Origin of the sequence: Pseudomonas taetrolens (assembly GCF_900475285.1) — a bacterium.
Taxonomy (GTDB): Bacteria; Pseudomonadota; Gammaproteobacteria; order Pseudomonadales; family Pseudomonadaceae; genus Aquipseudomonas; species Aquipseudomonas taetrolens.
On the sequence record NZ_LS483370.1, the window covers coordinates 3,582,652 to 3,599,328 of the forward strand.

The 16,677-nt window shown below is 54.8% G+C and carries 17 protein-coding genes and 1 pseudogene; 7 read left to right on the forward strand and 11 right to left on the reverse strand.

Annotated elements, in window-relative coordinates; genetic code table 11:
* The first annotated feature begins 88 nt into the window (after positions 1–88).
* Positions 89–1,120: an HTH-type transcriptional regulator GntR gene (gntR, locus tag DQN55_RS16540; RefSeq protein ID WP_048379052.1), complete on the forward strand. Its 1,032-nt coding sequence runs from the start codon at positions 89–91 to the stop codon at positions 1,118–1,120.
* A gap of 83 nt (positions 1,121–1,203) precedes the next feature.
* On the opposite strand, the gene DQN55_RS22685 is transcribed toward gntR, so the two are convergent.
* Entirely contained in the window at positions 1,204–1,776 is a 573-nt protein-coding gene (locus tag DQN55_RS22685) for a methyl-accepting chemotaxis protein (RefSeq protein ID WP_408634598.1), read from the reverse strand.
* Between the two features lie 24 nt (positions 1,777–1,800).
* A pseudogene (locus tag DQN55_RS22690) lies at positions 1,801–2,523 on the reverse strand (PAS domain-containing protein); the annotation flags it as partial.
* Positions 2,524–3,077: 554 nt separating this feature from the next.
* Between DQN55_RS22690 and DQN55_RS16550 the strand changes: the two are divergent.
* Positions 3,078–3,494, forward strand: coding sequence for a GNAT family N-acetyltransferase (locus tag DQN55_RS16550; protein WP_048379048.1), 417 nt, complete (start codon positions 3,078–3,080; stop codon positions 3,492–3,494).
* Here the strand turns inward: DQN55_RS16550 and def are convergent.
* The 3 genes from def to DQN55_RS16565 all read right to left on the reverse strand — a co-directional run bounded on the left by def (position 3,484) and on the right by DQN55_RS16565 (position 5,332).
* Positions 3,484–4,023, reverse strand: coding sequence for a peptide deformylase (gene def / locus DQN55_RS16555; RefSeq protein ID WP_048379046.1), 540 nt, complete (start codon positions 4,021–4,023; stop codon positions 3,484–3,486). The genes DQN55_RS16550 and def overlap by 11 nt on opposite strands.
* 2 nt (positions 4,024–4,025) lie before the next feature.
* Positions 4,026–4,979 carry a YihY/virulence factor BrkB family protein gene (locus tag DQN55_RS16560; RefSeq protein ID WP_048379045.1) on the reverse strand — a complete coding sequence of 318 codons (954 nt, stop codon included), beginning with the start codon at positions 4,977–4,979 and terminating at the stop codon, positions 4,026–4,028.
* A gap of 161 nt (positions 4,980–5,140) precedes the next feature.
* Positions 5,141–5,332, reverse strand: coding sequence for a CsbD family protein (locus tag DQN55_RS16565; protein WP_048352620.1), 192 nt, complete (start codon positions 5,330–5,332; stop codon positions 5,141–5,143).
* A gap of 200 nt (positions 5,333–5,532) precedes the next feature.
* Between DQN55_RS16565 and DQN55_RS16570 the strand changes: the two genes are divergently transcribed.
* Positions 5,533–5,913 (forward strand): hypothetical protein, encoded by a 381-nt coding sequence (locus tag DQN55_RS16570; RefSeq protein WP_048379043.1) that lies wholly within the window; start codon positions 5,533–5,535, stop codon positions 5,911–5,913.
* Between the two features lie 73 nt (positions 5,914–5,986).
* Here DQN55_RS16570 and fadD1 read toward each other — a convergent pair whose 3' ends face one another.
* Both fadD1 and fadD2 read right to left on the reverse strand, forming a co-directional pair.
* Positions 5,987–7,678, reverse strand: coding sequence for a long-chain-fatty-acid--CoA ligase FadD1 (fadD1, locus tag DQN55_RS16575; protein ID WP_048379042.1), 1,692 nt, complete (start codon positions 7,676–7,678; stop codon positions 5,987–5,989).
* 352 nt (positions 7,679–8,030) lie between these two features.
* The gene (gene fadD2, locus DQN55_RS16580; protein ID WP_048379040.1) at positions 8,031–9,722 is read right to left on the reverse strand and encodes a long-chain-fatty-acid--CoA ligase FadD2; all 1,692 of its coding nucleotides are present in this window, start codon (positions 9,720–9,722) and stop codon (positions 8,031–8,033) included.
* Between the two features lie 209 nt (positions 9,723–9,931).
* Here fadD2 and DQN55_RS16585 point away from each other — a divergent pair, with 209 nt between their 5' ends.
* Positions 9,932–10,876 (forward strand): alpha/beta hydrolase, encoded by a 945-nt coding sequence (locus tag DQN55_RS16585; protein ID WP_048379038.1) that lies wholly within the window; start codon positions 9,932–9,934, stop codon positions 10,874–10,876.
* 76 nt (positions 10,877–10,952) lie between these two features.
* Complete coding sequence (locus tag DQN55_RS16590) at positions 10,953–11,423, forward strand: MaoC family dehydratase (RefSeq protein WP_048379036.1); 471 nt, start codon at positions 10,953–10,955, stop codon at positions 11,421–11,423.
* Between the two features lie 58 nt (positions 11,424–11,481).
* Here DQN55_RS16590 and DQN55_RS16595 read toward each other — a convergent pair whose 3' ends face one another.
* Positions 11,482–11,949: a ferritin-like domain-containing protein gene (locus DQN55_RS16595; RefSeq protein WP_048379035.1), complete on the reverse strand. Its 468-nt coding sequence runs from the start codon at positions 11,947–11,949 to the stop codon at positions 11,482–11,484.
* Between the two features lie 209 nt (positions 11,950–12,158).
* On the opposite strand from DQN55_RS16595, the gene DQN55_RS16600 reads away from it, so the two are divergent.
* Positions 12,159–12,395 (forward strand): DUF3820 family protein, encoded by a 237-nt coding sequence (locus DQN55_RS16600; RefSeq protein ID WP_048379563.1) that lies wholly within the window; start codon positions 12,159–12,161, stop codon positions 12,393–12,395.
* Positions 12,396–12,407: 12 nt separating this feature from the next.
* Entirely contained in the window at positions 12,408–13,604 is a 1,197-nt protein-coding gene (locus DQN55_RS16605; RefSeq protein ID WP_048379033.1) for an aminotransferase class V-fold PLP-dependent enzyme, read from the forward strand.
* 131 nt (positions 13,605–13,735) lie between these two features.
* Here DQN55_RS16605 and DQN55_RS16610 read toward each other — a convergent pair whose 3' ends face one another.
* The 3 genes from DQN55_RS16610 to zwf are packed head-to-tail and all read right to left on the reverse strand — an operon-like array spanning position 13,736 to position 16,588.
* On the reverse strand, positions 13,736–14,422 hold the full coding sequence (locus tag DQN55_RS16610; protein ID WP_172601032.1) for a bifunctional 4-hydroxy-2-oxoglutarate aldolase/2-dehydro-3-deoxy-phosphogluconate aldolase: 687 nt from the start codon (positions 14,420–14,422) through the stop codon (positions 13,736–13,738).
* Positions 14,419–15,132 (reverse strand): 6-phosphogluconolactonase, encoded by a 714-nt coding sequence (gene pgl / locus DQN55_RS16615; RefSeq protein ID WP_048379029.1) that lies wholly within the window; start codon positions 15,130–15,132, stop codon positions 14,419–14,421. Before pgl ends, DQN55_RS16610 begins: the two co-directional genes overlap by 4 nt.
* Complete coding sequence (zwf, locus tag DQN55_RS16620) at positions 15,119–16,588, reverse strand: glucose-6-phosphate dehydrogenase (protein WP_048379027.1); 1,470 nt, start codon at positions 16,586–16,588, stop codon at positions 15,119–15,121. The genes pgl and zwf overlap by 14 nt, the downstream gene beginning before the upstream one ends.
* Between the last annotated feature and the right edge of the window lie 89 nt (positions 16,589–16,677).

Sequence of the window (16,677 nt, forward strand, 5' to 3'; positions counted from 1 at the left end):
GAGCAAACATACATACAATCAGGCAATTGCGGGTACGCTTGGACAGCGCTACCTTAGTGACTTGTTTTTTGTTTGGCAAGCCGCCCCGATGACCTCCTCTAAAAACGACAAAAATACCCGAACCACGGGCCGCCCTACCCTTAATGAAGTCGCACGACTTGCCGGGGTCAGTCCGATTACTGCATCCCGGGCCTTGCGCGGCATCAGCAGCGTGGCCACCGAGCTGGCAGAAAAGGTCCGCAAGGCCGCCGACGAGCTGAACTATGTAGTCAATCCTGCCGCCCGGGCACTTGCTTCGGCGCAAAGCCACTCTGTTGTGGTTCTGGTTCCGTCACTGTCCAACCTGTTGTTTATCGACACCCTTGAAGCCATCCATGCCGTATTGCGACCCAAGGGCTTTGAAGTGCTGATCGGCAACTTTCACTATTCGCGCGACGAAGAAGAAAACCTGCTGCGCAATTACATGGCCTATCAGCCTCGAGGCCTGCTGCTGACCGGCTTTGACCGCTCCGAAAGCTCTCGGCTCATGATTGAAGCCAGCAATGTGCCCTGTGTGTACATGATGGAGCTAGACAGTGGCGCCGGGCTGAACTGTGTCGGTTTTTCGCAGTTGAAGGCGGGCGAGACCGCAGCTCATCACTTGATCTCGCGCGGGCGCCGACACCTGGCCTACATTGGCGCGCAACTCGATCAACGTACGCTCTTGCGTGGCGAGGGCTACCGTCGCGCCCTGCAGGGAGCCGGGCTTTACAACCCGGAGTTGGAAGTACTGACCCCTCGCCCCTCCTCGGTAGGTCTCGGCGGCGAAATGTTCTTGCAGCTACTGGCCACCCATCCGCAGGTCGATGCGATCTTTTTCGGCAACGATGACCTTGCCCACGGAGCACTTCTGGAAGCCGCACGTATCGGCATCAAGATTCCTGAGCGAATCGCCATACTGGGCTTTAACGACCTGCCTTCCTCCGAGTTCATGGTGCCCCGCCTCAGCAGTATTCGTACGCCACGAGAAGCTATTGGTCGCCGAGCTGCCGAACAGATGCTCACACTCATGGCCGGTAACAGCGTGGCAAACCCCATACAGGACATGGGCTTTGAACTGATGGTTCGTGAAAGCAGCTAGTCCCGTCCTGAACTCCACCCGCTATAGCCCTGGCAAGCGAAGCACGCTTGAGGTCTGCCAGAAGGGCTATGTGCGGGGGGCGATCAGTGCAGCTGTAACGTCGAGTTGAACTGACTGATAGCATCGACCACGTGCCTGGAACCTTGCTGGATCTCCAGGATCGCCTCGCCCGCCTCATTGGCCAGCTCGACGCCCAACCCGGTTCGGCTCAGGCTCGACTGCATGCTGGTGACAGCACTTATCGATAAATCATGGTTTTTGCGCACCACTTCGACAATCTCGACGGTGGCAGCACTGGTTCGAGCCGCCAGGCTCCTGACCTCATCCGCCACAACGGCAAACCCGCGCCCATGCTCGCCAGCCCTGGCCGCCTCAATCGCGGCATTGAGCGCCAGCAGGTTGGTCTGATCGGCAATCCCGCGAATGGTCTGAACAATTTTGCCAATAATTTCCGACTGCTTGTTCACGGCATCGATACTTTGCGCCGCTTCGTTGAGATCCCTGGAGATGGCCTCAATGATTTGTACGGTCTGCTGAACCACCTGCGAACCTTTCTGCGCACAGGCATCGTTTTGCACCGAGGTGGTGTGTGCCGATTCTGCGGCAGTCTGCAAACTGGCCACTTGAGCTGTGATATTGCTGGCGAATTTCACCACTTTATACAATCGACCATTGGTATCAAAAATCGGGTTATATGAGGCTTCGAGGTAAACCGTTTGCCCGTACTTGTCGACCCGTTCAAACCGGCGGGAATGATATTCCCCGCGATTCAGAGACGCCCAGAAGGTTTTATATCCGGAGGATTCGCTCTCGCTGCGGCGGCAGAACAGGCTGTGATGCTGCCCTGCAATTTCGCTCAGCTCATAATGCATGGTGTCGAGAAAGTTCTGATTGGCATTGAGCACACGACCGTCCGGGGAAAATTCGATCACCGCCATGGAGCGACCCAAGGCGTTCACAATGCTCTGGTTTTCATGCTCTTTGATGATGCGTTGGGTAATGTCCGAGGCCACTTTTATCACGCGAGTGACCTGCCGATCAGCATCGATAATCGGCATGTAACTGGCTTCCAGCCAGACCTCACGGCCGTTTTTGCCGAGCCGTAAAAAGGTCCCACTCAAAGCTTCGCCGTTTGCCAGGGCACGCCAGAAACGGGCGTATTCATCCCCTCTGGTATAAGCCTCTTCGCAAAAAATCCGATGATGCTTGCCGCGAACCTCTTCATCGGTGAACCCCATCACTCGGCAAAAACTATCGTTGGCCTCCAGAATGGTGCCATCTGGCGAAAACTCAATCATGGCCATGGATTGACTGATAGCCCGTACTTTGGCAGCCATGTCATTTAATGAAGTGTTTAGCCGCTGATTCTCAAGCAGGTCAGTTTTGCGATGCCGATTAAACATGGCTCAATCCCTGGAGTTACTGCACGGTTAATCATTCGAGCTAGCGAAAGCACGATGAGCACTCTGGGGATTAAAGTATTCGCCCCTTCAAGAGGGAGCATAGACAGTCAAATAACACATGCAAGCCATTTGCCACCAGTGTGTGACGAAACGCTCATGTTCAGAAAAGTTAACAAATGGGGGATGTCTTTTTTGTACAAAAGGAGGGGATCCTGGACTGAATCCCCGGACAATCACTCAATGCCCAAACAATCCGGTCTCGGCTTTTTTGCTCTTTTTGTCGGCGCGCTTTTCATCGGCGGTTTTAGCCGGTTTTTTCTTCGCGGCTTTTTTTGAATCCATGCCTTTTGCCATGTTATACGCTCCACTGTTCAGGGATGTAGACTCAGGTATAACACTGATTGCACAGGAACTTTTATTTAAACGCCTTTATTTCATATAAGCGCGATAAAGCCGCCAATTAACCTCTCGTACTGACTGATCCTCACCCGGCGTCACGATCAACACGCCCTGTTTGTATATACTGCGCGCCCAAGACCAAAGCCCGTGGACTTATGACTGCCATTGCTTACGCCCTGCTCGAAACACCCTTATGGCCTTTGATGAACAAGTTTTATCGGTCTCATCAGTCATCGATGAAAGCGAGTAAAGATGCACAATTGTGGGTCGCTCGCCAGGACCAAATCATTGCAGGGTTGTGTTTGCGGCCGGCCGCCTACGGTCACTGGTTGACCGGCCTGTTCGTCGCACCGGCATTCCGCGGACAAGGCATTGCCGCCAAACTGGTCGATTGCGCAGTGTCGGCCTGTGAAGGGCCTGTGTGGTTGTTCTGCGACCCTGAACTGCAAAAGTTCTATGAGGGCCTCGGGTTTAGCCTGGACGTCGATTTGCCGTACGCCTTGCACGAACGGCTGGTTCGCTATCAGCGCAACAAGGCGATGATAGCGATGCAGTTAACGCCTACTCCTTGATACCGGGCTCCAGATCAGGGAACAGCACCTCGATAAAGCCGAACTTGTTGAAATCCTTTATCCGCGAAGGGTACAGGCGACCGATCAGGTGATCGCATTCGTGCTGCACCACCCGTGCGTGAAAGCCTTCTGCCACCCGTACGATCGGCTCACCTTTCGGGGTAAAGCCTTCATAGCGAATCTTCTGATAGCGCTCGACCGCCCCACGTAATCCCGGCACAGACAGGCAACCTTCCCACCCCTCTTCAAGCGTAGGGCTCAAAGGTGTGATCAGCGGGTTGATCAAAATGGTTTGCGGCACCGCTTCGGCGTCCGGATAACGCTCACTGTGTTCGAAACCGAAGATCACCATCTGCAGGTCAACGCCAATTTGCGGTGCTGCCAGGCCCACGCCACCCACGTGCTCCATGGTCTGCAACATGTCATCGAGCAGTTGCCAGAGCTCCGGTGTGTCGAACATTTCGGCCGGCACCGGACGGGCCACCTGCAACAGGCGCTCATCGCCCATTTTCAAGATTTCACGAATCATAGTCAGGCTTCATCAGAAGTGGGTTTAAGGGAATGGTCACGGCCAAGACCGGAAACATGCTGCTTGGGGTCAGAGTCTTCGGACTCATCAAACGTTTTCTGCCCCGGGTCCTTGCCTTCAACTGACATGTGTTCGATCACGGCGTTCATTTCAGCACCCAGCAGCAATACGGCGGCCGAAATGTAGAAGTACAGCAACAACACAATAATTGCACCGATGCTGCCATACATGGCGTTGTAGTCCGCGAAGGTTTTGACATAGAAGGCAAAACCCAACGACGCCACAATCCACACCACCACGGCCAGTACCGACCCGGGTGTGATAAAGCGGAATTTTTGCTCTACATCGGGCATCACGTAATAAATCACGGCCACAGCCACCATCAACAACAGAACGATGACCGGCCAACGCAGAATGGTCCACAGGGTAACGACGAACTCCTCAAGCCCTACCTGCCCGGCAAGCCAGCTCATCACCTGCGGGCCAAGCACCATAAGCGCCGCCGCGGCCAGCAGCATGCCGGCAATCCCGACGGTGTAGAAGATCGACAGCGGGAAGCGCTTCCAGATGGGCCGCCCCTCAACCACATCGTAGGCCGCATTCATCGCGCTCATCATCAACCGTACGCCGGCCGAAGCCGTCCACAGCGCAATCACGATACCCACCGACAGCAATCCACCCTTGGACTGCTGCAATTGATCGATGACCGGGTTGACCTGCTCCAGCGCTTGCGGTGGTAACACCAGCTCTGACTGCAGGCGCAGCCAGGTGAAGAAGTCCGGAAGGTGCAGGAAACCGATCAATGCAATCAGAAACAGAATGAACGGAAAGAGCGAGAACAACATTTGATAAGCCAATGCCGAGGCGTAGGTCGACATTTCATCGTCGATAAACTCTTTGACCGTGCGGATCAAGACTTTGCCCAAGGGCAGGCCATTCAAGACCGGAAAAAACATAGCGTCTCCTTTCGCCGCCTGAAAATCGGTTCAATACATTCAAGGGTGGGGTTTTACCTCAAAAGTAGCCGTGCTGGCGAACTCTGGAAACACTTAACACCTGAACCTGTAAAAACGGCCATCCCAAGGATGACCGTTTTGATCTGTCGCAGCGGATGCTATCAGGCTTTGTCTACGGTCTTTTTCACTGCATCTTTGACTTTGCCGACAGCCTGCTGGCCTTCGCCTTTCAATTCCTGGGCTTTGCCCTCTGCTCGCAACTTATCGTTATCTGTCGCTTTACCGACGGCCTGTTTGACGTTACCTACTGCTTCGTTCGCCATTCCTTTGATCTTATCGCCAGTGCTGCTCATGGGATTTCTCCTGATGAAATTTCGGAAGTCATAACATCGACAAACGTGTTGACTCGCCCTTCCCACGCAGAGTTTCATTTATTTACTGTGATTCATTTCGTCGATCAACGCAGGTTGGGCTTTATGTTTGCCCGCGAACCCCCGAGAATGCGCGACGTATTCAGGCTATGGCGCTGAAGATCCAGAATTGTAGGAAGGTTATGAAACTCGATAAAAAGCTGGCCATTGCCCGCAGAAACCAGGAACTCGGTGGTGCAGTACTCGGCGTCAACAACTGCCATTTCGCAGCACTGAACACCAACAAGAACATCTGGTGGTTCGATATTCCATTGGCCCGTCTGGCCATTGGTCAGTACGAATGGGTGCATCTGTTGTTGCACACCCCAAGCACTGATGAGCTGCTGCATGTGAAAGTGACCACAGCATTCCTGCGTGAAAAGCGTGAAGGTATGGTCGTGCGTGCCACCCACAAACGCACGCCAACCATGAGTCTTGAGCTGAGCGCAGACAAAGACTCCTTCCTGCAGGACGTTCGTCCGACAGGTACCGGCGTTAATTTTGTGTCTTTCCTGCAAAAGTAAGCGACCGTTCCAATCGCTGGCCCCGGAAACGACAAAGCCCTGCATATGCAGGGCTTTGTCATTTCCGGGCGGGTTACTTCTTGAGGCCCAGCTTTTTCAGTTCCTCGTCACGCAACTCACGACGCAGGATCTTGCCCACGTTGGTGGTCGGCAGACTGTCGCGGAACTCCACAATCTTCGGCACCTTGTATGCGGTCACATTCGCGCGAATATGTGCCATGACTTCTTCCTTGGTCAGGTTCACGCCCGGTTTGGCCACAATAAAGACTTTGATCAACTCACCGGTTTTCTCATCCGGAATACCAATCGCCGCTGATTGCAGTACCCCGGGCAACGAAGCCAGTACGTCCTCCAGCTCGTTTGGATACACGTTGAATCCGGACACCAGAATCATGTCCTTTTTACGGTCAACAATGCGCATGAAACCATCGGGCTGGATGATTGCGATATCGCCTGACTTCAACCAGCCCTCACTGTCCAGGATTTCAGCCGTCGCCTCCGGACGTTCCCAATAGCCTTTCATGACCTGCGGGCCTTTGATGCACAGCTCTCCAATTTCCCCGAGCGGCAACTCTTCGCCAGCGTCATTGATCACTTTGCACAAGGTCGACGGAACCGGAATGCCGATCGTGCCAATCTGGATATTCTGGATCGGGTTGACTGTTGCCACGGGGCTGGTTTCGGTCATGCCATAACCTTCACAGATCGGGCAACCGGTCACGGTTTTCCAGCGTTCGGCCACCGACAGCTGCAGCGCCATACCGCCTGACAGCGTCACCTTCAGAGACGAGAAATCCAGCTTGCGGAAGGCTTCGTTATTGCACAGCGCCACAAACAGGGTATTAAGACCGACAAAGCCGCTGAACTTCCATTTCGACAGCTCCTTGACCATGGCAGACAGATCACGCGGGTTGCTGATCAACACGTTGTGATTACCGATCAGCATCATCGCCATGCAATGAAAGGTAAACGCGTAAATGTGATACAGCGGCAATGGCGTGATAAGGATTTCACAACCTTCATTAAGGTTGGAGCCCATCAGTGCCTTGCATTGCAACATGTTGGCAATCAGGTTGCGGTGGGTAAGCATCGCGCCCTTGGCCACGCCGGTGGTACCACCGGTGTATTGCAGCACAGCGACGTCGCTGCCTAGCGGGCTGGCTTCGTTGACAGCCTGCCCTCGCCCCTTGCTCAGCACATCATTGAACTTGATGGCTTTGGGCAAGTAATAGGCCGGCACCATCTTCTTCACGTACTTGATGACACTGTTGATCAGTACACGCTTGAACGGAGACAGCATGTCCGCCACTTCGGTGACGATCACATGCTTGACTGACGTCTGAGGCACAACCTTTTCGGCCAGATGCGCCATGTTCGCCAGGCACACCAATGCCTTGGCACCCGAGTCATTGAACTGATGTTCCATTTCCCGTGCGGTGTACAGCGGGTTGGTGTTGACCACGATCAAGCCGGCGCGGATGGCTCCGAACACAGCGATCGGGTATTGCAGCACGTTGGGCAACTGAACAGCGATGCGATCACCGGGTTGCAGGTCGGTGTGCTGCTGCAGGTAGGCTGCAAAGGCACCTGACAACTCGTAAAGCTCACCGTAGGTGAGGGTTTTGCCGAGGTTACTGAACGCCGGTTTATCGGCGAAACGCTGGCAAGATTCCCGCAGTACCGTCTGAATGTTTTGATATTCATCCGGATTGATTTCAGCAGCAATCCCAGCTGGGTACTTATCCTTCCAAAAGCCTTCAATCATGGAAGCCCACTCCTCAGCGTCGCGAATTCTTCACCGCATTTGATGCGGTTATTATTTGTTTGATTTTTATAATGGATAGTTCTGGCTTTACCTACCGAGAAGTATCAAAGCGCGCCGAGAGTAGCAGCTTTGCCAAAGGCCGCCTAGAGCCAAAAGAAGGTGCAATAGTTACGAACCTGACTGTAGGACAATCTGAAGTCATAATTAGATTAAAAACTCTAAAATCGATAAAACCCCTCTAAACAGGGAGTTATAGCGTACCGCAGACCTTTTTTTTTGGGCCCAGGGCGTATTTATCCAACAAAAAAGCCCGCTCACTAAACGTGAACGGGCGTTGCGTTCGCCATCATAGCTACGAGGTGATGTCACGCAACTCGCGGCGCAAGATTTTGCCCACAGGCGTCATGGGCAATGAACTACGCAACTCAATCTGTTTCGGTACCTTGTACCCCGTGAAGTTGTCTTTGCAATAAGCCGTCAGCTCTTCAATGCTCACACCGCCCTCGCGTGCGACCACAAACAACTTGACCGCCTCCCCCGTGCGCTCGTCAGGAACGCCGATAACTGCGCAGTTCGCCACTTTGGGATGCGCCATGACAATGTCTTCAATTTCGTTGGGGTACACATTGAAACCCGAGACAATGATCAGGTCTTTTTTGCGATCAACGATGCGCACAAACCCATCGGGATCAATCACCGCAATATCACCGGTCTTGAACCAGCCTTCAGCGTCCAGAACTTCAGCCGTGGCCTGCGGATTGCGCCAGTAGCCTTTCATGACCTGCGGTCCTTTTACGCATAGCTCGCCACGCTCGCCCAGGCCCAGATCGATGCCGTCATCACTGATGACTTTCATCGCCGTGCCTGGAACCGGCATGCCGACCGTGCCCAGTCTGGCCAGAGAGCCGCAGGGGTTGGCGCTGGCAACCGGTGAGGTTTCGGTCAGGCCGTAACCTTCGACAATGCGGCAACCGGTGAGTTTTTCCCAACGTTCGGCGGTGGCCTTGACCAGAGCCGTGCCTCCCGAGTTGGTGACTTTAAGCCCGGAAAAATCCAGGGTCTTGAAGTCGGGGTGATCCATCAGCGCCACAAATAGCGTGTTAAGCCCCAGCAACGCGGTAAAACGCCAGTTTCTCAGCTCTTTGATAAAGCCTTTGATGTCACGCGGGTTAGTGATCAATACGTTGTGATTGCCTGTCACCATCATGCACATGCAATTCGCCGTAAAGGCATAGATGTGATAAAGCGGCAACGGGGCCACCATGATTTCGCGACCATCTTTAAGGATCGGCAGGCCATCGTCATCATGCTGGGACAGACACGCACGCACCTGCAGCATGTTGGCAACCAGGTTGCCATGGGTCAGCATCGCGCCTTTCGGCAACCCGGTGGTACCCCCGGTATATTGCAGAACGGCGATGTCATCGAGTGTCACCGTCAGCGGACGGATGACCTGACCCGAACCTCGATGCAAGGCACTTTTAAACGGTATTGCCCGGGGCACTCGATAAGCAGGCACCAGCTTTTTAACCTTATCGACCACCAGGTTGGTGATCCAGCCTTTGGCGGCAGGCATCAGGTCACCCATACGGGCTTCGATCAAATACTCGATTTCGGTGTCCTGCAGCACCTCCTCCACGCGCTTGCCGAACATATTCAAATACACCAGCGCACGGATATCAGCGCTTTGGAACTGATGGCGCATTTCACGCGAGGTATACAGCGGATTGGTATTGACCACCACCAGGCCTGCCCGCAGCGCGCCAAATACGGCGATGGGGTATTGAAGGATATTGGGCATTTGCACGGCAATGCGATCACCGGGCTTGAGATCAGTGTGCTGTTGCAGGTATCCGGCAAACGCGGCGCTGTGACGCTCAAGCTCGGCGTAGGTCAGGGTCACGCCAAGGTTACTGAAGGCAGGACGGTCAGCGAACTTCTTGCAGGAGCGTTCAAACACATCGACGACCGAGGTGAAGGCCGTCATATCGATGTCCAGCGGGACACCGGCGGGGCGTTTGTCATTCCAGAAATCAGGTTGCATTATTTTTATCCTCATACCTGAACGTGTCTGGCCGCGAATTTCATAGGATGAACAGCGGAACGTATGGACGTTAACAGTTATCAAGTTGTAGGCAAATACAGCGAACTTCGCCATTAACATCTTGAATCTTATTACCCGGACATCATCTGGCCGATGGCTCACTGGCAAATGCGCTATACACTGCTACGACCCTGCACAAAGGAATCGCCATGATCCACGAGACTTTTTGGCTGGAAGCAAATGACCGCAGTGGTCTTTTCGTTAACCAGTGGCTGCCTGAAGGCATGCCCAAAGCCATTGTGTTGCTGGCTCACGGCATGGCCGAACACAGCGGGCGCTATGCCCACCTGGCGAACGCCTTGTGCAACGCCGGGTTCGGGCTTTATGCCCACGATCAACGAGGTCACGGTAAAACGGCCGAACGCGGGACGCTGGGGTATTTTTCCGACAACGACGGCTGGTCTGCGGTGGTCAGTGACGTCGCCAGCCTGAACCAGCATATCGGCCAGGCACATCCGGGCGTGCCGATCTTTTTGCTCGGCCATAGCATGGGCAGCTATATCGCCCAGGCGTATTTACTGCATCACAGCGCCAGCCTGCAGGGCGCCATTCTCAGCGCCTCCAATTTCCAGCCTGCGTTGCTTTACCGCAGCGCCAGCCTGATCGCACGCTTTGAACGCTGGCGTCAGGGCCCCAAAGGGTGCAGTGCGCTCATCGAGTGGCTGTCCTTCGGCTCCTTCAACAAAGCCTTCAAGCCCGCTCGCACGCGCTATGACTGGCTCAGCCGCGATCCGGCCGAGGTCGATGCTTACGCCAGTGACCCTTTGTGCGGGTTTCGATGCACCAATCAACTGTGGATAGATCTGCTCGGCGGGTTGCAGCAAATCAGCAAAGCGTCCAATCTCGCTCAGATCGATCCTGGCCTGCCCCTGTTGGTGATGGGCGGCACATGTGATCCGGTCAGTGAGGGTAAACGTCTCAATGATCTGGCAAAGGCATTACGCGACGCCGGGAATCGTCAATTGCAATTGAACCTCTATCCGCAAGCGCGGCATGAACTCTTCAATGAAACCAACCGCGATACCGTGGTGGCCGATCTCATTGACTGGCTCAACAAGACGTTGCAACACCCTCGTGCGCCGCACAATGAATGAATCGCCCCAAATGGCTCTAAAAAGCTTTTAAAATCATCGCCTTAAATTCAAACACTCGTCACAGGACATGCGCTAGATGACCCAGGTTACCAACACCCCGTATGAAGCCCTCGAAGTCGGCCAGACCGCCAGCTACAGCAAAACCGTCGAAGAGCGCGATATCCAGCTTTTTGCGGCCATGTCCGGTGACCACAACCCGGTGCACCTCGATCCCGAGTTTGCGGCTGCAACCATGTTCAAAGAGCGTATCGCTCACGGAATGTTCAGCGGCGCGCTGATCAGTGCCGCTGTGGCCTGCGAACTGCCTGGCCCGGGAACGATTTATGTCGGCCAGCAGATGAGCTTTCAAAAGCCGGTGAAAATTGGCGATACCCTGACCGTACGCCTGGAAATCCTGGAAAAACTGCCGAAATTCCGCGTCCGTATTGCAACCCGTGTGTTCAATCAGCGCGATGAGCTGGTTGTCGACGGTGAGGCCGAGATCATTGCCCCACGCAAGCAACAGACCGTAAACCTGACAGTATTGCCAGCGATCAGCATTGGCTAACCTCCAGGCATAAAAAAACGCCGGCTAGCCGGCGTTTTTTTGTTCAGTGACAAACTTCTCAGGATTGAGCGCGCGCCTGGTTGCGCAGGGCTTTGACCTGATCGTGATTGCGTTGCACGCCATGGTACTGGCGCTCGACCAGATCACGAATATTCACCAGGCCGTGCTTGTTGATACTTTCGATGGCTTCTTTATAAGCCTTCAGCGCATGGTCTTCCCCACGCTCGGCTTCGTTGAGAATCGCCTCATCGCTCTTGCCGGTAACCAGTGACTTCAGGTCAACCCAGCGGCGGTGCAGATCGCCAGCCACGCTGGTACCGGTCTCTGGATCACCGCCCAACTCCCGGACCCTGGCCTGCAATTCGGAGGCCGCAGTGGCGCAATCGGCAGAGCGTTTGGCAAAAAACGTTTTGAGCTCTGGATGCTTGATGTCTTCAGCGCAGGTTTTAAAACCTTCCTGACCATCTTTACTGGTTTCGATCAAATCGTTCAGGACAGAAATGGCTTCTTTATTAAGGTCAGTCATTGTTCAATTCCTTGCACAGTTGGGGATCGTGCTATAGAGAGTGCACACCTCATGCCAGCTTCACGAACAATTAAAAATACTTATAAATCAACATCTTAATAATTTACTAAAAATCTGTATCCGGTTTTTTTGCATGATCTGTCAATTGGCCTGCATGCAGAATGCCTGTATTTTTCATTCCGATGCTTCACGCTCTCGAAGGCTTCACCATGAACCCCGAAAAACTCGAACTGCTGGTGACACGCGAAATGCCCTTTGGCAAATACAAGGGTCGGATCATCGCCGACCTGCCTGGCCAGTACTTGAACTGGTTTGCCCGAGAAGGCTTTCCCAACGGAGAGCTGGGTGGCTTGCTGGCACTGATGCAAGAGATTGACCACAACGGGTTGTCGGATTTGCTCGACCCGTTGCGCGCCAAACACGGAAAACCCAAACCTCGACACTGATAGAGTTGCCCCATGCCAAGGATTGAAGAGAACGCACGCGACGAAAACTTCTGGCACACCATTGCTCAGCGCTATGACCTGGAGCACGGGCCGATCAATCTGGAAAACGGCTATTTCGGGCGAATGACCCGCAGCGTGGCCCAGGACTATCAACACCAGATCGACTTTATAAACCGCATCAACTCGGTGCATGTCCGCCAGCAATTCGATGACACCCAAAGCACTGAAATCCGCAACCGGCTGGCGGACCTGCTGGAGGTCGATCACGCCAGTATCGCCCTCACCCGTTGCGCCTCCGATGCTTTGCAATCCTTGATTGGCAATTACAACGGCCTGCAGCCCGGCGATCAGTTACTGATCTGCGATCTGGAATACCCCAGCGTCGAGTACGCCATGCGTTGGGTCGCCCGGCAACGCGGGCTTGAGATCATCGAGATCACCCACTCACACCCGGCCACCCATGAAAGCCTGATCGCCGGTTATCGCGAGGCATTCGAACGTCATCCGCGGATCAAACTGATGACCCTGACCCATGTCACACACCGCACCGGGCTGGTGCTGCCGGTTCAAGCAATTGTGCAACTGGCAAAAGAACATGGGGTAGATGTGGTGCTTGACGGTGCTCACGCCTTGGGCCAAATCGATTTTGACCTGCAAGCAATGGGCGTGGCCTTCGCCGGCTACAACCTGCACAAGTGGATCGGCGCACCGCTGACACTGGGCTTTATGTACATCGACCCCAAGCGCCTGAGCAGTATTGACCCGGACATGGGCAACCAGCGACTTCCCGAGCCGGATGTCCGCAACCGTGCGCCCTATGGCACGGTCAATATCCCGGCCTGGCTGACGCTGCCCAAGGTACTCCAGGAGCATATTGAGCTGGGTGGCTCTGCAGTCAAGGGCGCACGCCTCAACTACCTGCGCAATTTATGGGTTAGCGAAGCACGTCAGCTGCCGGGTATCGAAGTACTGACGCCGGACGACCCACGACTGCACTGCGCCATCACGTCATTCCGTTTTACGCATCTGGACGATCAGCAGCCGATGGTCGAGCGCCTGCTCAACGACTACAACCTGTTCACGGTTGCCCGCAGTGGCTCGGCTTGCGGCAGCTGTATCCGGATCACCGTGGGCTTTGCCACTACGCTGGAAGACATCAATCAGCTAATCAAGGCGTTGCGTGAGCTTTCCTGCAACGCCAGCGCGTGACCTGAGGCCATCGCGAGCAAACTCGCACCTTGTAGATGAACAGGGTGCGAGCAAAAAAAAGGCAAAAAAAAGGTGCGCCGACCAAGCGCACCGAAAACCGTAGAACACACAACAAATTCGTTACAAATGCATCAGTCCAGCAGCGCCAGTGCTTCGGCGGTGCATTCCTGGATTCGGGCCCAGTCACCGTTCTTGATCCACTCGCTGTCGAGCATCCAGCTGCCGCCCACACACATGACGTTTTTCAACGCCATGTAGTTGCGAATGTTCGCTGGGCTAACACCACCGGTCGGGCAGAATTTAACTTCACCGAACGGTCCGCCAAGCGCCTTGATCGCTGCCACGCCGCCACTGACTTCAGCCGGGAACAGCTTGAATCGACGGTAACCCAAGCCGTAGCCTTCCATGATCCCTGAGGCATTGCTGATACCCGGCAACAACGGAATATCGCTGTCGACACTGGCTTCAAGCAAGTCACGGGTAATACCTGGGGTCACAATGAATTGCGAGCCAGCTTCTTCAGCGGCTGCCAGCATATGCCGATCAAGCACCGTACCGGCGCCTGTCACCAGCTCAGGCCGTTGCTCACGCAACACACGAATCGCCTTGAGGCCAAACTGTGAACGCAGGGTCACTTCCAGCGCGGTCAGCCCTCCCGCGGCCAGCGCATCGGCCAGCGGCAGAATGTCTTGTTCGCGGGCGATGGTAATCACCGGCAGAATTCGCGCGGTGGCGCACAATTCGTCGATCCGGGCAATTTTGTCCGCCATCGAAACGTTCGCAGTTTTTATTGTCATGGCAGCTGATCCTTGGCTCATGGGCACCAGTAAATCTCTAACGTAGGTTGCAGAAAGGCACGAATCGGCAAGGCAGCAACATCATTGCCAGCCAGTGCGTCATTTAGGGTATTCAATTTGGACTGCCCTTGAATCGACAGCACCGTGGTTTTGGCACTCGCCAATAAACTACGGCTCATGCTCAAGCGCTGATGCGGCACGGTCGGTGCCAGCATCGGCCAGCAACGGCGCGGGTTGTCCAGTTGCAAGGCCTGATTCAGGTTCGGGCTGTCCGGGAACAGCGACGCGGTATGACCGTCATCACCCATGCCCAGAATCAGCACGTCAATCGGTGGTAACTCGGCCAACAACCGATCAGCCTGTTCTGCCGCATCCTCAAGATTGGCCGCCACGTTGTACAAGCCGACAAAGCGCGCCTTGGCGGCAGCGCCTTGCAGTAGATGCTTTTTAAGCAACCCGGCATTGCTGTCGACGTGTTCCACCGGAACCCAGCGCTCATCAGCAAGGCTCACCACCACTTTCGACCACTCGAGCGGTTGTTCACGCAGGTGCTCAAAAAAAGCCACGGGGCTACGACCGCCTGAGACCACCAGCGTTGCCTGGCCAGTCCCGGCAATGGCTGCACTCAATTGCGCAGCGACTTTTTTGGCCAGTTCACGGGCCAAAGCCGCCGAATGCTCGAACGTGTGCGCAGTGACACCTTCAGGCAGTTTCAAATCAGATATCGCCATACCATGACCTCCCGTCTCGCGTAATCAATGCAATGGAACTCATCGGCCCCCAGGAGCCCGCCGCGTACGGTTTGGGCGCATCGCCAGACTTCTTCCAGCCAGCGATCAACTGGTCACACCATTTCCATGCCGCTTCAATTTCGTCTTTGCGTACAAACAGGTTCTGGTTGCCGCGCATGACTTCGAGCAACAGTCGCTCATAGGCATCCGGGATCCGCGCACTGCGATACGTGTCGGAAAAATTCAGTTGCAACGGGCCGCTACGCAGCTGCATGCCTTTGTCCAGGCCCTGTTCCTTGGTCATCACACGCAAGGAAATACCTTCGTCCGGTTGCAGGCGAATAATCAGCTTGTTGCCGATTTGCAGACGCTGCTCGGGCGCGAAGATGTAATGCGATGGCTCTTTAAAATGGATCACGATCTGCGACAGCTTCTGCGGCATGCGTTTGCCGGTGCGCAGGTAAAAAGGCACACCTGCCCAACGCCAGTTGCGGATATCGGCCCGCAGGGCGACGAAAGTTTCGGTATCGCTCTGGGTGTTGGAGTTTTCTTCCTCCAGGTAACCCGGCACCGACTGGCCTTCGCTGTATCCGGCAATGTATTGACCGCGCACCACCTGGGTGGTCAGACCTTCGGCACTGATCGGGGCCAGCGCCTTGAGGACTTTGACTTTCTCGTCGCGAATGCTGTCTGCCGAGAGATCCGCAGGCGGGTCCATCGCAATCAGGCACAGCAGCTGCAACAAGTGGTTTTGAATCATGTCCCGCAGCTGACCTGCCTTGTCGAAATACCCCCAACGGCCTTCGATACCGACCTTCTCGGCCACGGTGATTTCAACGTGCGAGATATAGCGCTGGTTCCACTGGGTTTCGAACAGGCTGTTGGCAAATCGCAGGGCAATCAGGTTTTGTACGGTTTCTTTGCCCAGATAGTGGTCGATACGGTAAGTGCGGTTCTCCGGGAAGAACTGCGCCACGGCATCGTTGACCTTGCGTGACGAGTCGAGGTCCGAGCCGATGGGCTTTTCCAGCACCACTCGGGTGTTTTCGGCCAGACCGACTTTCGACAGGTTCTCGCAAATCGCCCCGTAAACCGCTGCGGGGGTGGCGAAGTAAGCGATCAGACGCTGTTCGGTACCGGCCTCTTCAGCCAGGGCCAGATAATCTTCGGTCTTGAGAAAGTCCACATGCAGGTAGCTCAAACGCGCCAGGAAGCGGTTCAGCACGTCATCTTCGATTTCCCGGGCGCCGACAAACTTGCGCAGCTGGCTGTCGATATGGGCCAGGTGCACAGAGGCCTCACCGGGCTCCCGAGCCAGCGCGATGATGCGCGTGTCGGCATGCAGCAGGCCGGCGCGATCCAGTTGGTACAAGGCAGGAAACAGCTTGCGCAAGGCCAGATCGCCCAAGGCGCCGAACAGGGCGAAGGTGCAAGGTTCAACCGTAATCGAAGACATGATGTATGTTCTTTTATCAAGTTAAGCTACAAATACCTTTTTTCAAGGCATCACTCAAGGAAAAATGTAGTAATAAACACAACATTTTC